At 59.0% G+C, this 15,007-nt stretch carries 9 protein-coding genes, 5 pseudogenes and 1 riboswitch; of the genes and pseudogenes, 5 read left to right on the forward strand and 9 right to left on the reverse strand.

Annotated elements, in window-relative coordinates; genetic code table 11:
• Positions 1-17: 17 nt before the first annotated feature.
• Positions 18-423, forward strand: a pseudogene (locus tag ACVW16_RS24110) (transposase); the annotation flags it as partial.
• 654 nt (positions 424-1,077) lie between these two features.
• Here ACVW16_RS24110 and ACVW16_RS24115 read toward each other — a convergent pair.
• Positions 1,078-1,248, reverse strand: a pseudogene (locus ACVW16_RS24115) (IS630 family transposase); the annotation flags it as partial.
• Here ACVW16_RS24115 and ACVW16_RS24120 point away from each other — a divergent pair.
• Entirely contained in the window at positions 1,183-1,845 is a 663-nt protein-coding gene (locus ACVW16_RS24120) for a transposase (protein WP_456705165.1), read from the forward strand. The pseudogene ACVW16_RS24115 and the gene ACVW16_RS24120 sit on opposite strands and share 66 nt — an antisense overlap.
• 100 nt (positions 1,846-1,945) lie before the next feature.
• On the opposite strand, the gene ACVW16_RS24125 is transcribed toward ACVW16_RS24120, so the two are convergent.
• The 3 genes and pseudogenes from ACVW16_RS24125 to ACVW16_RS24135 all read right to left on the reverse strand — a co-directional run bounded on the left by ACVW16_RS24125 (position 1,946) and on the right by ACVW16_RS24135 (position 4,273).
• Complete coding sequence (locus ACVW16_RS24125; protein WP_456701572.1) at positions 1,946-2,314, reverse strand: tetratricopeptide repeat protein; 369 nt, start codon at positions 2,312-2,314, stop codon at positions 1,946-1,948.
• 488 nt (positions 2,315-2,802) lie between these two features.
• Positions 2,803-3,583, reverse strand: a pseudogene (locus ACVW16_RS24130) (type II and III secretion system protein family protein); the annotation flags it as partial.
• 501 nt (positions 3,584-4,084) lie between these two features.
• Complete coding sequence (locus tag ACVW16_RS24135; RefSeq protein WP_456701573.1) at positions 4,085-4,273, reverse strand: hypothetical protein; 189 nt, start codon at positions 4,271-4,273, stop codon at positions 4,085-4,087.
• A gap of 617 nt (positions 4,274-4,890) precedes the next feature.
• A riboswitch (cobalamin riboswitch) is annotated at positions 4,891-5,086 on the forward strand.
• Here ACVW16_RS24135 and ACVW16_RS24140 point away from each other — a divergent pair.
• Positions 5,065-5,397 (forward strand): hypothetical protein, encoded by a 333-nt coding sequence (locus tag ACVW16_RS24140; RefSeq protein WP_456701574.1) that lies wholly within the window; start codon positions 5,065-5,067, stop codon positions 5,395-5,397. Its footprint overlaps the riboswitch before it by 22 nt.
• Positions 5,398-6,235: 838 nt before the next feature.
• Here the strand turns inward: ACVW16_RS24140 and ACVW16_RS24145 are convergent.
• Both ACVW16_RS24145 and ACVW16_RS24150 read right to left on the reverse strand, forming a co-directional pair.
• The gene (locus ACVW16_RS24145) at positions 6,236-6,520 is read right to left on the reverse strand and encodes a DUF3892 domain-containing protein (RefSeq protein WP_456701575.1); all 285 of its coding nucleotides are present in this window, start codon (positions 6,518-6,520) and stop codon (positions 6,236-6,238) included.
• A 1,128-nt stretch (positions 6,521-7,648) separates the two neighbouring features.
• On the reverse strand, positions 7,649-8,080 hold the full coding sequence (locus ACVW16_RS24150) for a hypothetical protein (RefSeq protein WP_456701576.1): 432 nt from the start codon (positions 8,078-8,080) through the stop codon (positions 7,649-7,651).
• Between the two features lie 748 nt (positions 8,081-8,828).
• Between ACVW16_RS24150 and ACVW16_RS24155 the strand changes: the two genes are divergently transcribed.
• Together ACVW16_RS24155 and ACVW16_RS24160 are read left to right on the forward strand one after the other, a co-directional pair.
• Complete coding sequence (locus ACVW16_RS24155; RefSeq protein WP_456763502.1) at positions 8,829-9,296, forward strand: hypothetical protein; 468 nt, start codon at positions 8,829-8,831, stop codon at positions 9,294-9,296.
• A gap of 230 nt (positions 9,297-9,526) precedes the next feature.
• Positions 9,527-10,483: pseudogene (locus tag ACVW16_RS24160) on the forward strand (IS481 family transposase).
• A 180-nt stretch (positions 10,484-10,663) separates the two neighbouring features.
• On the opposite strand, the gene ACVW16_RS24165 reads toward ACVW16_RS24160, so the two are convergent.
• From ACVW16_RS24165 to ACVW16_RS24175, 3 genes and pseudogenes are all read right to left on the reverse strand, one after another.
• Entirely contained in the window at positions 10,664-11,251 is a 588-nt protein-coding gene (locus ACVW16_RS24165) for a GNAT family N-acetyltransferase (RefSeq protein WP_456701578.1), read from the reverse strand.
• A 613-nt stretch (positions 11,252-11,864) separates the two neighbouring features.
• Positions 11,865-12,314, reverse strand: coding sequence for a hypothetical protein (locus ACVW16_RS24170; protein ID WP_456701579.1), 450 nt, complete (start codon positions 12,312-12,314; stop codon positions 11,865-11,867).
• 1,303 nt (positions 12,315-13,617) lie between these two features.
• A pseudogene (locus ACVW16_RS24175) lies at positions 13,618-14,709 on the reverse strand (IS3 family transposase); the annotation flags it as partial.
• Positions 14,710-15,007: the final 298 nt, after the last annotated feature.

Here is a 15,007-nt window from a genome sequence, read left to right on the forward strand (position 1 = left end):
CCTCCGAGAAGGCCGAGATCATCCATTTGGTCGAGCAATCGCACCTTCCGGCCAAGCGCACACTGCACAAGCTCGGGATCCCGCGCGCCACATTCTATCGCTGGTATGATCGCTACGGGGTGGGAGGCGTTGAAGCGCTGGCGGCATCAGTCTCGACCAGACCGTGTCTGGAACCGCATCCCGGACGATGTGCAGGAGCTGCTCAACCAGGCGGACCGACTTGTCGGCGGCAGGGATGCTATGGTGGTTATCGATGACACCTCACTGCCGAAGAAGGGTGAGCGATCGGTTGGTGTTGCGGCTCAATCCGCGTCGGCTCTCGATAAAACCGCAAATTGCCAAACGCTGGTGTCTTTACGTTTGCGCGCGGCGAAGTGCCAGTGATGGTCGCGTCTTTTTCTGCCTGACAGCTGGACAAGCGACACGTATCAAGAGCGCGCGTGGATCTCACAACCAAATCAAGCGTAGACGCCAGAGTTCAGGCCGAGTGAGCGTCGTTGCGCAGGATCCCCATCATTACTGGTAGGTGCCCGACCGTTGGGATGTCGCATACTGGGCTACAGTGTTTACGCAGACGAGCCGACGGTCAGAGCTGCGCTAGGCGACACGAAGCTGCTACATTGAGATAGCATACTCATTGACCGGAACAGGAGCACCGTCCTTCAACGGAGGCGGCTCATGACCTACACAATCACATGTCATCGAACGGAGTACGGCCGAAAGTATTTCTCCGTTCAAAGGCCGAGCGCGAGAGAAGCTCTGTCCAAGGCAGAGTTTCTTGAGATGTCCGACATCCAAATTGATTACATTGATACGCCTACGGACGGACGGGTTGACATGCGAACGCTTCGGACGTTGGCCGAAAAAGAGCGCGCCTAAAGCTCATCTCGATGGCTGAGGCGTCCAAGGATATCGTCACACAAGGATATCGTCACATCGGGCAGACGAACCTAGCGCGGTCGGGACCTGCAGCGACGTACGTAAGATCCAGCTCGGCCTCCAACGCCAGTTGCTCTTGAGTAACGTGCTTTTACGCACGAGCCGGCCGTCGTTTCTGCCGTTCGCCCGATCGCCTCAGGGCGCGATGATACCGCGCGTGGTTAGAGCAGCCACGTAGGTTGTTGTTTTCCAATGGCCGCGCGGAACGGCGGCTTGCAGACGTTCGCCGCGTTGGCAGCGGCCATGTGTTCGCGCCATGTTGGTCGATGCCCAGGTCTCATCGATGAAGACGAGGCGGTCACGATCGAGCTTGCGCGCCTGGTGGGCATCGATCCGGTGGGACTTGCGATCTCCGCCCTTCTTGCGCAGGCTGTCGAGATGGAAGCCGAGGCGTTTAGCGCCGGGATGAAGCACTTGAAGCTTCCCGACGGCCGCGACCGCCTCGTGCGGGACGGCCATGGTCCCGTGCGGACGATCCAGACGGGGATCGGCGCCGTCGAAGTCGCCCGGGTAAACATTCGGGATCGCGCGGTGGCCCGCGATGGCGAGCGGATTCGCTTCACCTCGGCGATCTTGCCGTTGTGGGCACGGCGCACGAAGAGCTTGGATGCACTTTTGCCGGTGCTGTACCTGCGAGGCATCTCGACGGGCGACTTCCAGGAGGCGCTGGCGACGCTCTTGGGCAAGGATGCGCCGAATTATTTCTCCGGCGGTCGTTTCCAGACTGACGACGGGGTGGCAGAACGACTACAGCATTGGCAGAAGCGCGATTTGTCGGCGCGCCGGTACGTATACGTGTGGGCGGACGGCGTCTTCCTGCAGGCTCGCATGGAAGACCACAGCACATGCATGCTGGTGCTGATCGGCGAGACGGCGGAAGGCAAGAAGGAACTCATCGGCTTCTAGGTCGGCGTGCACGAGAGCGCGCAGAGCGGGCACGAACTGCTCGTCGAGGCGAGAAGCTGATGGAAAGTAGATTGCGCTGAATCGCTCGTTAAGGCGCGCGTCAGGATTGGTTGTTCGGCGGCCGTTCGATGAACCTGCGGCTGCCGTCGAGCAGTTCGAGGTTATTGGCGATGACCGGGTTGCCGGGGTCGAGCGAATAGGCCTTTTCGAACTTTCGTCGTGCGCCGGCGAGATTGCCGCGCAGCATGTATGAATAGCCCCGATTGTTCAGGATCCGAACGGTCTCGCCGCCAAGCCGGATCGCCTGCGCATAAGCCTGATCGGCCAGATCGGCGGTCGGTTCCTGCACAGGGTCCCCGCCCGGCGGCTCTATGAGAACCACGACTGCGGCGTCCCTCAGTGTCTGTTTACACCCGCCAAGGACTATTCCCAACCAGCAACAAGTTAGAACTAAGATGATGCGCCGCATAAGCGTTGTCCCCCGGCTCAGCGGCCTTATGGAAATATCGTCGCTAAATTACTCAACCCAACGCCCCATCGTCCTTTACCTGCCAGCTGGTGTTCCGCCGACCGGCATCGACACGCCGGTTGACGAACCTGCCCCCAATCCCTCGATGTTAAGGTTCTGCGTCGGCGTTGTCCGCACACCCATTTGCCTGGTCGCATCGCTAATGTCGGGAAGCTGATCCACCGGCTGTTGCGTTTTGCCATAGCGTGTGACCGCGGCACCAACGCACGAGCGTCGTAAGCGATCCTGCGGTCGCCGACGTATCGCGGCCAGGGATGGATCGTGTGCATGACGGCATTGACCTGCTTGGCATCGCCCGCGGTCATCGTGATGGTGTTCGAACGCTGGAAGTAGCGATCCACCTCGTCATGACCGGCGAGGCCATAACATCCGCCGAGCAGGAGCGGCGCGAGCAGAGCCAGATACCTGATGGTCATCTCTCGCTTGCTTTAGTTGAGGGTTTTCACGACCGGCTGGTCGGCAACAGTAGCGGCCGGCGCCGGAAGGGGCGCCCTGACCTCGGGAGCGATGATGTGCCCGTACGGACCCTTCACTTCACCACCGGAATTGACGTAATCGTTGTAGCGCTTGCGGACTTCCATCTGACCAATTGAGGAAGAAATCGACGTCGTTTGCCGGAAGTCGGGAGTCGAGCGGCGATGCCTATTGCTGGCCGGGTGCCGCCGGCGCAACCAGGCGCGGCGTGACGATGATGACCAGATCGGTTTCCTCCTGCTGGTACGATTTGCTGCTGAACAAGGTCCCGATCACGGGCACCGAGCCGATCCAGGGAAGTTGCGAAACGTCCTGGCGATTGCGAGTCTGCAGCAGGCCGGCGATGGCGAAACTCTGGCCGTCGCGCCGTTCGACCGTCGTGCGTGCATCGCGGCGGGTAGGGGTGGAACGGTCGTCCCCTGGATCGTCACTGCATTGGCGAAATCAAGTTCACTGACCGACGGCTCGATCCGAAGGTTGATCACGCTGCGCGAGAGCACGGTGGCGACGAAGCACAACTCGACACCGAACTTCTTGAAGTCGATTGTGAGGGCTGGAAAGCCGTTCGTCGTTTGGGTCGGGATCGGGACGGGAAACTCGCCGCCGGCAAGGAAGCGGGCGGCATCGCCGGAAAGCGTGGTCAAGTTCGGTTTCGCCAAGCTGCGAGCCAATCTTTTGGTTCCCAAATGCAGAGATCAGCACGTCCACCGAGCCGCCGCCGGCGGTCCTAATAAGGCGACCTCACGTTGCGCAACATCGCTGGCGCGCTGGGGGTCGAGTGTTTCCACGCGCGAGGTTTTCTGCGACAAGGGCGAATGCCTGACGCGCGTCGGCAAATCCCTTGTTGCGAGCGACATGCTGCATCTAACGAGATCGGGTTCGGAATTCCCGGTTTCGTCGATCGTCTCAAAGCTGGGTGTCGAATAGGATGACGCTGCGGTCCAATTGACGGGGTCGGCGCAAATCAGCTGTCAATCGGGCTATGCCGACCGCGTCGAGCTTCTCGCGGATCATTTGATTAGATGCGCCGGCATTGCGGCAGTCTGCCCTGACAGGGCGGGCACATTGCCGCGGACGACCGCTTCGGGCTGTTCCCGAATTGCCGTTTGCTGGCCCGCCCGGCAACCGGGCGAAGGTCGCGGCGCTGCGGGTGTGCTCGGTCGTCCCTCGGACTGCCGCCATACTGAGAGCCGGGTTCAGGAAGAACTGCCTATTGCTGAGCGCCGCCTCACAGCGTCAGATGTTGGCTGTTCGCTTGAACCACTTCCTTGGTAGGCCAATGTAGTAGCCGCGCCTGCGAAGCTCTAGCCCGGATCTATTGAGCGTATCGCAAATGGATTTCACAGGCGTGCCGGCATCAACAAGCTTGCGCAGCAGTTCGTCTTCTCGTTTGGTCCAGCGAGGAGAGCCGAGAGTCAATTTCAATCCAACCTCTTAGCCCACACTTCGTCACACTCTAATCTGTTCACATGAATTTCGCCATCCTAAAATTTCGCATTCCAGAACACGACCTAAAATCGTAGAAAAAGCTTGGGCCTCCGGCGCCTTGTCTGTCCCAGTTATCGCGTCGGCCTCAAGAAAGGAATGGCAGGCGAGGCGCTCCTTCGAAAGCTATACGTTGGCATAGACGAAGCTCCCGGATCCTCTGCCAACGAGATTTCGGAGCCACTAGGATTCAGCCAGACTTGTAGGACAACCTGTGAGATGGCCGTGCGGCCGAGGAGTTAACCCCGCTAGACCGGATACTTGACCCGCGATGAGCGGCCCCAGCCGCAACTATGTCGGCAGCTACATCAGGACGTCGAAGTGGGGAGCTATCGGCTATCGCCGCGATGGGCTAACGCTAGAATTAGTCCGCCGCGCGGCCACCACGCGCCCAGCCGAGAAGAACTCCGCCATTCTCAAGGGGGGACAAATTCGCAAGCAAGTTTGCACATTGCCCGCATCACGTGCGAAGAAAGCAAGACGTCCGTTCCCCGGCCCAACAGCGTTGGATGTGGGGAGCAATCAAACGCTCCCAGCATAGCAGCACACGTGCTCTGTTTTGGCCTTGCAGTTCCATTCCCGCATCTCGTAGGATGGAAGCTAAGAGGGAACCCGGTGCGCCGGCGACGGCTATTCCGAGGCTGCCCCCGCAACTGTAAGCGGCGAGCGGTTGTCATCGTGGCGCGGTGACGCGCACTGTCCGTGACGACATCGTCGACGTCGCCAAGACCATGGTGAAGCTGGAGGAGAACTTCGTCGACCTCGCCTTCGGCCTCGGCAAGATCGAGGGCATGCGAGCTGAGCAGATCCACGCCTACGTCCGCTATGTCGCCGACTGGCGACTGACCCAGCTGCGGATTGCCCCGGTCTTCGGCTTCTTCGAGGCCAAGGAGGGCGGATTCACCCAGCTCAAGGCGCATCCATTGCCGTGGCTTGTCGAGATTCTCAATGGTGTCGAGCACGCCTATTTCTTCGAGCAGCGCGCCACGGAGTACTCCAAGGCGGCAAGCCGCGGCAGCTGGGACGGCGAAAACGGGGTGTGGGCGGCTTTCGGCCGTATCTAGCCCATCTTTATTGATGAAGGGCCTGTGGGTGGCTGGCGAGGCGAGTGTGGTTTGACCCGCTGATGGGACGTGAGATTCGGTTGCTGAGACCAATTCTGCGCTGACATCATCGAGGCAACCACACCGGCCATGGGCGACGATACGATTCTGCCCTTCCTGTTTCCAGCGGTCGGGCGCAAGACGATCACAGCCGCCTTTGATGGTGGGCGGCTGTTTTCAGCGGCTATGATGTGGAGGGCTCCACGACCCGAACCCGCTCGAATGCGACAGGCGACTAAAGGACTCCTCGTTCTGTGGATTCATAGCACCCGAAGGATCATTGAAATCCCTTGGCTGCCTTCAAAAGCGCCCCGAGCTTATCCGGCGGCGTCCCGACCATCGACCGCGCCTCCGGCCGGTCGAACATAAGGCGATCAGGCCAGCCTAGCTGTCCTCTCACCGATGACTTTTCTAGTGAGCGCCTCGTGGCCAACCGAATAACCCTTGAGATAGATGTCCTCAGTAATTGTCAACACGAAGCTATTGCCCGAGCAGTCGTGTGCTTGACGCTCGCAGCCATCATAGGCTCGTCTGTATTGTTCTCGACGGCAAGCGGCTCACACGGGCCGCTTTTCGTTTTATGGATGGCCGCGCAGTCTCGTCAGCTTTTGGTCAGCCAGCGCGGATACGGAGCCCCGGAGTTAGCGGGACGTGGCAGGGACAGCGCGATGGCACCAGAACGGTCAGCGCCGAGTCACGTGCCGCTAGCTTCTATGGTAGTGCGGGCGGGGCAGGGACAGCGTCCTGTCATGCCCCAAGCCAACAGGCGCCGAGTCTCGCCCGCACTGCCTGCGATCCCTCACGGACACTCAGGGAGCGAGAGGAGATTGTCCGGTTGAATTCCATCCACTGTTGTCTTGATGTACTTGTGTCGGCCGTCGGTCGCGACGATGACCTCGACAGTGATGCCTGATTCTTCGACGTAGAACTCCCACTCGCGGCTTTCGATATCTCCAATAGTCTTCGCGACGGATAGCCTCCATCGCGTTCCGTCTGAATTCAGCCCGCCGACAAATTTGATTCTCTCATGTGCGTTTCGCCTGTCAGACGTGTTTATGCAACGAATGCGCACGCGTTTTGCCATGCGGGGTCTCCCGTCTCTGCAGGCTGTCGGACCAGCTTAGAGATTGCCTGACGACGTGGGGCCGACCGGTTCTGGTAGTTGTGCCAGGGCTTTTCCTGATGAATGTATCGTACCGTCGGCTTCTTCCGCTGCTGTGAGGCTGGCTGTGTCGAAGTTGGCGGTGCGTTGCAGGGACAGCGCTCTGCCTCCAACGGCTCGGGCGCCGAGTCACGTTGCCGCTAACTTCGACTGCGGATGATCCAAGCAGGCGGTGATCACCAGGGGCGAGGACCCTCGGGAGCGTAAGTCAACGCACCCGCTGCCACTGGCTGATTTTGTCCGGTATGCCCAGGTTTGATGGGTCTCCGGCCGAAGGCCAAGAGCATGTCTCGTTCGCCAAGTCTTCGGCCGCGGAGGCTGGCGAAGCATACCGCCCCAATGTCTCATCACCGAGCGTGACCGTAAAATCCTCCCCAGTGGGAACGATCTGAGCCACCCCAGCGTGAGTTTTGTAGAACCATTTCACCATCTGCGACCCTTCCATGAACGTGCTGTGGTTTCACGTCCGAATGTACCTCGACGGCGCTGAGCATGCTCGCACCACCTTACATTCTCGTCCCCACCAATTCTGATAGGCGCCCCGGTTACTTGTCCGCGCTATTATCTGGTGGCGCCAGGGAGAACGTGACCCTCTCAGGAGCAAGGTGGCCGGCCTTGCCGTTCCAAGGGGGAGGGCTGGCCACCGATGTTAGGGGTGCGTGGCAGGGACACCACGGGGCCAACGGATGCACTCATTCGAGCAGCACATCACCCCACTGCGGTCGCAAGCGCTTGCGGTGCTTGCAGCCAGTCAGGCCCGTGCGGCCGATCAGTCTCTGAGCCAAGCAGATCGCCAAGTCGCGACGTTTAATGCCAGGGAGGCTGAGGCAATGGTAGACATACTCGATTGCGTGAAGCCCAATCTCGGGCCGAAGGAGGCACGGAAGATCGCTGCACGCATACGCGATCTTCTAGGGGGCGCGCGTGAGCACCAACCGGTTCGGGTGGGACCCCTGTGAGACTTTCGCCAGCGTCGCGCCCGCGCTGCTTGCCGGTGCTGGCGCAACATGCGGGCGTCCGAGCCGCCGGCGCGAGTAGGAAAGTGACCAGCTATCCTCTGTAGCCAATTAGATGAGCGACCTCCACTAAAAGGTGGCCGACCATCATGCAGGCGCTTTCGGCCTTATAGACGTCGGCAGTTGTGGCGCGCTCAGGGTATCGAAACCAATACTCTTTGTGATAGCGGCTGAGGTGTTCCGCGTCCTTTGCAGCGCCGGGGCAAAGGCGCTCACGAAGTCCATCGGCTTTTGCTAACAAATCCGCTAGGTCGTGGGACCGCTGCAGCGCAGGTTGATGCTGCCCCTGAAATTGCAGCAATGCTTTTAAGCCATTCTCGATGCTGAAGCCGATGAGAAGGTAGAAGGGAATTCCTATTCGGGAAATATCTTCGCCGGGTGCAGAGGAATGAATGCGTTTGGCACCATCTAGCAATGCAACCGCATATGCCAGCTTGTCGATATGAAACTCCGCGTCTTCTGTCATGAGCGCCCCTGCAGCAAAGTTCCAAGCATGATCAGGCAGTGCTCGCTGAACCTTTTCGCCGCACGAGGCGATTATGATCCCCGTCTCAGCCCAATCGTTCTATTGCTCGTCCCGTCGCCTTTCGTCGTCAGATAGTTTGAGACTGGTCAGGCTTTTTTGTGAAGGGAAGCTCTGGCTCATCAGGGAATGGGTCTTCCTCCAATCTTGCGCAGTGTAGTCGATCAGCTCCGCGGCCCCTTTGGCGCGGGCGAATGCTCGTGGATGGCTGCGGCTATGATGTGGGCTCCGAGCATCCTACCGATCTTGATGGCCGGAGTGCCTGTATGAGCAGATTCTGTCCAGAGCGTAGTGCCGCTAGTTCCATGAGGCCGTAAGCCGCGGTAGTGGAGGCGCCTTGCTCATATTGGTGCCGGCGGTGGTGACCGCCACGATCTACACGGCCTTGCTACAGCAAGGGGTAGAAAAGCTGCAGTGCGACGCGTTAAGAATTCGCGGCGAAATGAGTTCCGCGCTGTTGGCCCGCCGGCTCTAATGGATGTAGCGCGGTCCGCTTAGGTCATTGACCTAACAGATCTTAAGAATGCGCGAGTACACATCGACTTCTTGAGCCGCCTTGATCGACGCTACACTTGGCTCGGCGTCGCGGGCCTCGAACTCGCGGCGAAAGACGGCATGCTCGAAGGAGTAAGTGTCGCACAGCGACCTTGGTTCAGACGGGGCCTTGTCTCGCCGGCGGCTATCGATGTGCATGCCGCTCAACTACTGGCCACCCAGTTGCCTGCATCTCGTGAGCCCTATCGGTATCGACCTGGCAGCGCCGTTGCGCCACGCCGGCTCCGTTGCCGGGGTCATCGGTGCCCACCTTGACTGGAAATGGGTCGCAGAAGGCATGGACTCGTTACAAGTAACCGGCATTGACGTGCTGCTGCTTTCGGGGGATCGAACCGTCATGTTTGGTCCGCCCGATCTTATCAACAAGCCGCTCAACATCGGCTCCGCGCTTGCGGCTAGTCGCGTCACGACTGCGTCTCTGCGCGAACGTTGGCCTGACGGCAGGGACTACTTCACCGTGATCGTTCCGACGGTCGGCTTCGCGAACCTTCCAAGCTTCGGTTGGTCTCTTCTGGTTCGGCAGAGTGCCGACGAGTCGCTTGCGTCCACCCGTAATCTAATCCATTCTGGAGCAGTTTCGGTGCTTGTGCCATTGCCACACTAGCACTGCTCTTTTGTGCGGCGCAGTGGCTGAGGACGCCCCTTCGCCGGCTCTCGAATACAGCGGAGGCCCTCTTGCACGATCCATCCGCGCACCCGCCATATTCGGAGACACGCTTCATTGAAGCGGCGAGGCTCAGTGACGCGCTAGCTCGCATCCAGTCGAAGCTGATGGGCATGTTTAGTCCCACACTTTGATGGTGCATCCTTGTCGCACGATTCGAAGGAAGCGCTATGGGACATATTTTACACGGCTGCGCCACCACGACGGAGGCAGTCCGTCGAGCCATACAAAATAGTCAAGAGAGCCTGAGAGGTCTCCCCAAGCGCTACGGGATCAACCAGAAGACTGTCGTGAATGGAAGCAGCGCGAGACTGTCACCAATCGTTCGACTAGGCCCAAGGAAGCCAAGTCGACTGTCCTTTCCATCGAGGAGGAGGCGATCATCGTTGCTTTCCGGCAGCATACGCTGTTGCCACTCGACGATTGCCTTTATGCGCTGCAGCCGACCATCCCGCATCTGACGCGGTCTTCCCTGCATCGCTGGCTCCAGCGTCACGGCATCAGCCGATTGCCGGAAGTCGGCGGTAGCAAGCCCTCGAAGAAGAAGTTCAAGGCTTATCCGATCGGCTACTTCCACATCGACATCGCCGAGCTTCAGACCGCCGAAGAGCAAGCTCTACCTCAACGTCGCAATCGATCGCACCAGTAAGTTCGCGTTCGTGCAACTGGCTAGGAACACGGGAAGGACTTCGGCCGCGGCCTTCTTCGAAGCTCTTATTGCGGCCGTCCCCTACAAGATCCACACGGTTCTCACCGACAATGGGATCCAGTTCACCTTCCCACCGCGGGATGCGGACGGCCCGACAGCAAGATACGCGACGCATATGTTCGACATGCGCTGCCGGGAGAGCGGGATCGAACATCGGCTGACTAAGATCAAGTATCCCTGGACCAATGGTCAGGTCGAACGCATGAACCGCATGATCAAGGGCGCGACCGTCCAACGCTATTACTACGGTCGACACGATCAGCTCGAAGCTCACCTTGCCAACTTCATCAACGCCTACAACTATGCTCGGCGGCTGAAGACCCTGAAGGGCCTCACACCCGACGAATACATTTGCAAATGCTGGACTTCCCAGCCCGAACGATTCAAACTCAACCGCTCCAGCAAATGCCGTGACTAAACACCTAGTGCAGCTCACTGGGCTGTGCGCCTTAGAGGCAGCAGCCGCACGCGCCACGTTGTTGGGAAGTACTCAAAGCGGGCATCGGCCTTTATTGGTGGCGCACTCTGGCCAGACCAGTTCGCCATCTCCGCAGCGAAGCCCCGGCATCTGGAGCATGCGAAGCGTCTCCGATCTTGGTCAATAAGCCGTTCGCAACATTGGCGTGAGTGGGGGCGAAGAACCGTGCTGTATCTCTCCAATAACCTTGAAGCCGTGACGTTGGTAAAAGGGAATGTTTTCCGGGTTCGAACTTTCGAGGTAGGCAGCGATGCCCTGCTCATCACATCGTTGAAGAGCGTATTTCATCAGCAATGTGCCAAGCCCTTGTCCGGCCCAGTTCGGATCGACGGCAATGAGAGGCAGATACCAATGTGGCTCCGGCGGATGATGTTCGGCCATTCCCTGCCGGAGGTGTGCCATATCTTCGGTGACCTCCGGGCGCAGGGACAGCGCCATGATTGCGTCCAGCGCATCTTCATCTTGCTGCACGTCGGAAGGCAGCCACAGGGCCGCGGCGCAACTCTCTCCGATGACGTATGCTGTGCCATGCTCGAATGCTCGTCCGCCACAGGCGTTAACGAATTGAGGCATTCTCCTAAGATATTGCCCTGGGTCAGGCCAACTCCAACGCATCAACGGATCGGCGGCAAAGCCGAGCACAATTGTCCAGACGGTGCTTGCCCGAATGCTTGCGTTCGCAGAGGTGACTTCCATCTCCGTTGTCATGATGTCGTTCTTGGGGGGCAGAGTTGTAAGGGGGACACGGGGCCGATACCTCGGAACGGGAGCGGAATGAAATGCAGCATGGAGGTTTCGTCGGGCGCATTTGGTTTCTGTTCGGGCTCTCCTCCTGCCTCAGAAGGCCGCCTTCGACGGTCGCTTCGGACGAACGCGCCTCGGTGGCTGACCCTTGGATCTGGATCTTCGTGGCGAGCACCAGTGCTTCCGGGCCTGGGAGCGTCATCTGGATCCTGCCCTTCCTAAAGGGAGCGTCAACTTTCTTGGCCTCGACAACGTTCGGCAGGCCGCTCGAAAGAAACCAGGACGCTTTGAGATTGCAAGTACGAAGAAGTCACGGCACGCAACCGATACGAACATCGTGCGATGGCTGCGATTGAACCGGGCTCCCGGCACGGCCAAGCAGGTTAGCAAACGTCGCGCGTCGACGTCGAGATTGGCAACGATTTTTATGAGGCATCACCTTGTCTCCCATTGAGCTGTTCTGCGTAAGGTCTCCTGTTCAAAACACGTGCCAACTGCCAACTGGTGGCAGGCAAATCTCCAGTTGTGGAGAGTGAAGAGCGGCAGGCGGCATTGTTGACCCTTCCTTTTCGCACGGTCACGAGGAGGTCGATTTGGCGAGAGCCGTGTTGCTGACGTTGTCGGGTTGACCAGCCAACGCATTGCGCAAATTGCTTCGGTGTCTGCGCGCGAACGTCGACTCATCACCAGGTTCCGTCATAGCTCTCCACTCTGGCGGCTGCGGATTGTTGGCGGGATTGGTATTGTGCTTGATCATCCGCGCAATCAGTCCGCAGCCGACCAGTGACTGCAGGGCTGTCTCCAATGCATCGGCAGTTGCCTCGGCAAAAACCTCGCAATCGTCAACGTAGGCTGCGAAGTTCTTCAAATACTCCTCTTGCTTCGTCGGAATCTCGATCATCGCCTTTGTCCATTCGTAGAGCGGATACCGCTCGATGCCGTATCTTTCGGCGGTGGCCAAGTATGCGGTAAAGGTATCGAACAGACATTTTGGGGCGGCGCGATGGGATATGAGAGTATCGAACAATGGCCCCAACTTCGGCTCTTGGAGTCTTAGTCGTATCGCCTCCGCCACAGCCGAATCGCTCATACCAAATCTAAGCTGGTATTCCCACTGAGACGTCACGGTTTTCCTCCAGTCGCACCCGACGTGTCTTCACCAGCTACTCCAGGCAGTCCTTCCGGGGCGGTCGTTCGGCGAGTTTTGGGGCGTCAACAAGCATTCACCGCTGGGCAGACCGGGATCTTGCAAGAACGAACAAATTCTGCGCTGCAAGTATTCGGCTGTAGACCAGTTCCGCCTCCAGTTGGGTTATGCATCGGCGAAGACGACGGCAACCTCTGCGACGTTTCCAGTCCCGACACCGTCAGGTTGAGCTTGCCGCGCGCACATGAGGGAACTGCAATCGAACAAGGCGTCTCGAAAGCAAGCTGCGGCATCAATTCGGTGATAGAATTCCAAAAGCGGATTGTTACGTCAACGTTTGAACCTCCTGCCAGAGCGGACCTCGAAAGGCCTGCTTGTGGGGCCATTCGGCAACTCCACAAAACTTCCGCATTTCTGGTCCGCGAAAGGTTCTTCCTTCCAGACCATTTAACATCCTCCGTACAGTTCGGCCTGCCGCTGCATAGTCAGTGAGAACTCATCTCCCTTGGCGATCACAATCAACTCTTCCAAATTTCACTCCCGAAGGTCGTGCTGCCGACCAACAAAACGCAAGCCTGATGTGCCCAAGGCATCGCATTCAGCGATCTTATTGCCGTGGCCACTTATGGCCAGGCACGTCCTCTTTGCGGCCAGTTAGTCAGCGATGCAGCTGCGATTAGGCGAGGCCGTGTCACTAAATTACAATTGAAAGCAACCTTGCGCTCCTCCAAGAAATGGTAGGGAGTGTGCGCTCCACTTTCGGATATCGTCCGCTGCCTACGCTCAGAGCAAGAGCGGGCGCGAGCCAGAGTGAAGGGCTTTGACCTTGACGGGGTTGCAGCCAAGCTTGACCCGGGGCTGAAGTTGCTCCTGAGCAGCGCCCCGGGGATGGATGTTGTGCTCTATGGAGCTGCAGTACGCGCCTGGGATACTGAGCGACTCAGGATCAAGGCAGCCAAAAAGATGGTAGTGGAAGTGGACCTATGCTGAGGACCACCGGGTCTGGTTTCTTAAGTGCAGCTTGCTACCGTTCGTTCTTCCCGATACTTTACGCCACTGTTGCTTGCTGCTGTCGTGGCTGTGGGGATGTGGGCAACGCGCAGCGTTGTCCAAGCTTCTCGCTTGCGAGAAGGTCATATCCACAGCCTCTTCGCCGAATGCGCCGGTGACACCTGCCCGCCATCGGCGCGCGGTTTTCCAGCGCCTGATGGGGGCGCTGGAAATTGTAAAACTCGATCCATCGGGCGATTCCGGCTTTGGCCTCGTGGCCATCCGAATAACCCTTGAGATAGATGTCCTCCTATTTGAGCGAGCGCCACAGCCGCTCGATGAACACGTTGTCCATCCAGCGGCCGCGACCGTCCATCGAGATCCTGACGCCGGTTGCGGCCAGCGTGCCGATGAAGGGGGCGCTGGTGAACTGGCTGCCCTGGTCGGTATTGAATATCTCAGGCCGGCCGAAGCGCGCCAAGGCCTCTTCGAGCGCAGACACACAGAACGATGTGTCCATCGTGTTCGACAGGCGCCAAGCCAGCACCGCATGGCTCGCCCAATCGATGATCGCCACCAGATATAGAAAGCCCTGGCCGATCGGCACATAGGTGATATCGGCCGCCCACACTTGATTTGGCCGGTCGATCACCATAAGGCGCAAGAGATACGGGAAGATTTTGTGTCCCGGCACCGGCTTTGTGGTTCTGGGCTTTGGTCCCAGCGCCGCGATGCCCATCTTGCGCATCAACCGCTGCACGTGCTTGCGATTGATGCGACAGCCTTCGCCATTGAGCATCGCCGTCATCCGCCGCGAGCCCAGGAACGGCCAGGCCATGAACAGCTGGTCGATCCGTCGCATCAGCTCAAGGTCGTTGTCATTGGCCGGCCGCGGCGGCCGATATACGCTCGATCGCGCAACGCTCAGCAGTTGGCATTGCCGGCGGATCGATAGACTCTCATGATCGCGCTGAAGCAATCCTCGGCGATCCGGCGCGCTCATCTTCCGGACCTCCTGGCTAAGAAATCTCGCTCGACCATCAATTGTCCGATCTTGGCGTGGAGCTTCTCGACCTCCAGTTCGTGGGTCGCCTCGCCATCCCGACCGGCGCCCGCGTCGAACGTCCGAACCGCTTGATCCTGAAGCTGCTTCTTCCACGCATAAATCTGGTTCACATGCACCTGGTAGCGCCGCCAGATCCGTCACCGTTGATTGTTCTCGTAGCGCCTCCAAGGCGATCTTTGCCTTCAGCGCCGCATCGATTTTCCGTCTCATCTTCTTCATGGTCCGCTCCGTTTATCAAAGCGGAACGGCATCCGCACCACCTAAGCCGCCGGTCCACAATCCGGGGGTCCACTTCAAGCCGAGGCGGCGCGGGATCGCGGGACCGCGCACCTTGCGCATATCTCGCGCTTTCCCTTTCGGCCTTTGATTGCGCTGCGAACCAGCTAGAGATCGGCCAAAAAAGGCGAGGAAAATTGGCGCGGAAATGGACGCACAAAGCCGCCGTCGAGCTGTGGCTCATCGGGCGAATGCTGCCTTAATGAGCGCAATTTGCGCCAGCAGTCGCCAAGGCTTGTTT

The sequence above is a fragment of the Bradyrhizobium sp. USDA 4474 genome (assembly GCF_054057515.1).

What these genes read in the sequence shown, in the direction of transcription:
- ACVW16_RS24140 (WP_456701574.1), top strand. Translation starts at nt 5,065, where the DNA reads ATGGTGAAGCTGGAGGAGAACTTCGTCGACCTCGCCTTCGGCCTCGGC.
- ACVW16_RS24125 (WP_456701572.1), bottom strand. Translation starts at nt 2,314, where the DNA reads ATGCGGCGCATCATCTTAGTTCTAACTTGTTGCTGGTTGGGAATAGTC.
- ACVW16_RS24145 (WP_456701575.1), bottom strand. Translation starts at nt 6,520, where the DNA reads ATGGCAAAACGCGTGCGCATTCGTTGCATAAACACGTCTGACAGGCGA.
- ACVW16_RS24155 (WP_456763502.1), top strand. Translation starts at nt 8,829, where the DNA reads ATGCCGCTCAACTACTGGCCACCCAGTTGCCTGCATCTCGTGAGCCCT.
- ACVW16_RS24150 (WP_456701576.1), bottom strand. Translation starts at nt 8,080, where the DNA reads ATGACAGAAGACGCGGAGTTTCATATCGACAAGCTGGCATATGCGGTT.
- ACVW16_RS24120 (WP_456705165.1), top strand. Translation starts at nt 1,183, where the DNA reads ATGTGTTCGCGCCATGTTGGTCGATGCCCAGGTCTCATCGATGAAGAC.
- ACVW16_RS24165 (WP_456701578.1), bottom strand. Translation starts at nt 11,251, where the DNA reads ATGACAACGGAGATGGAAGTCACCTCTGCGAACGCAAGCATTCGGGCA.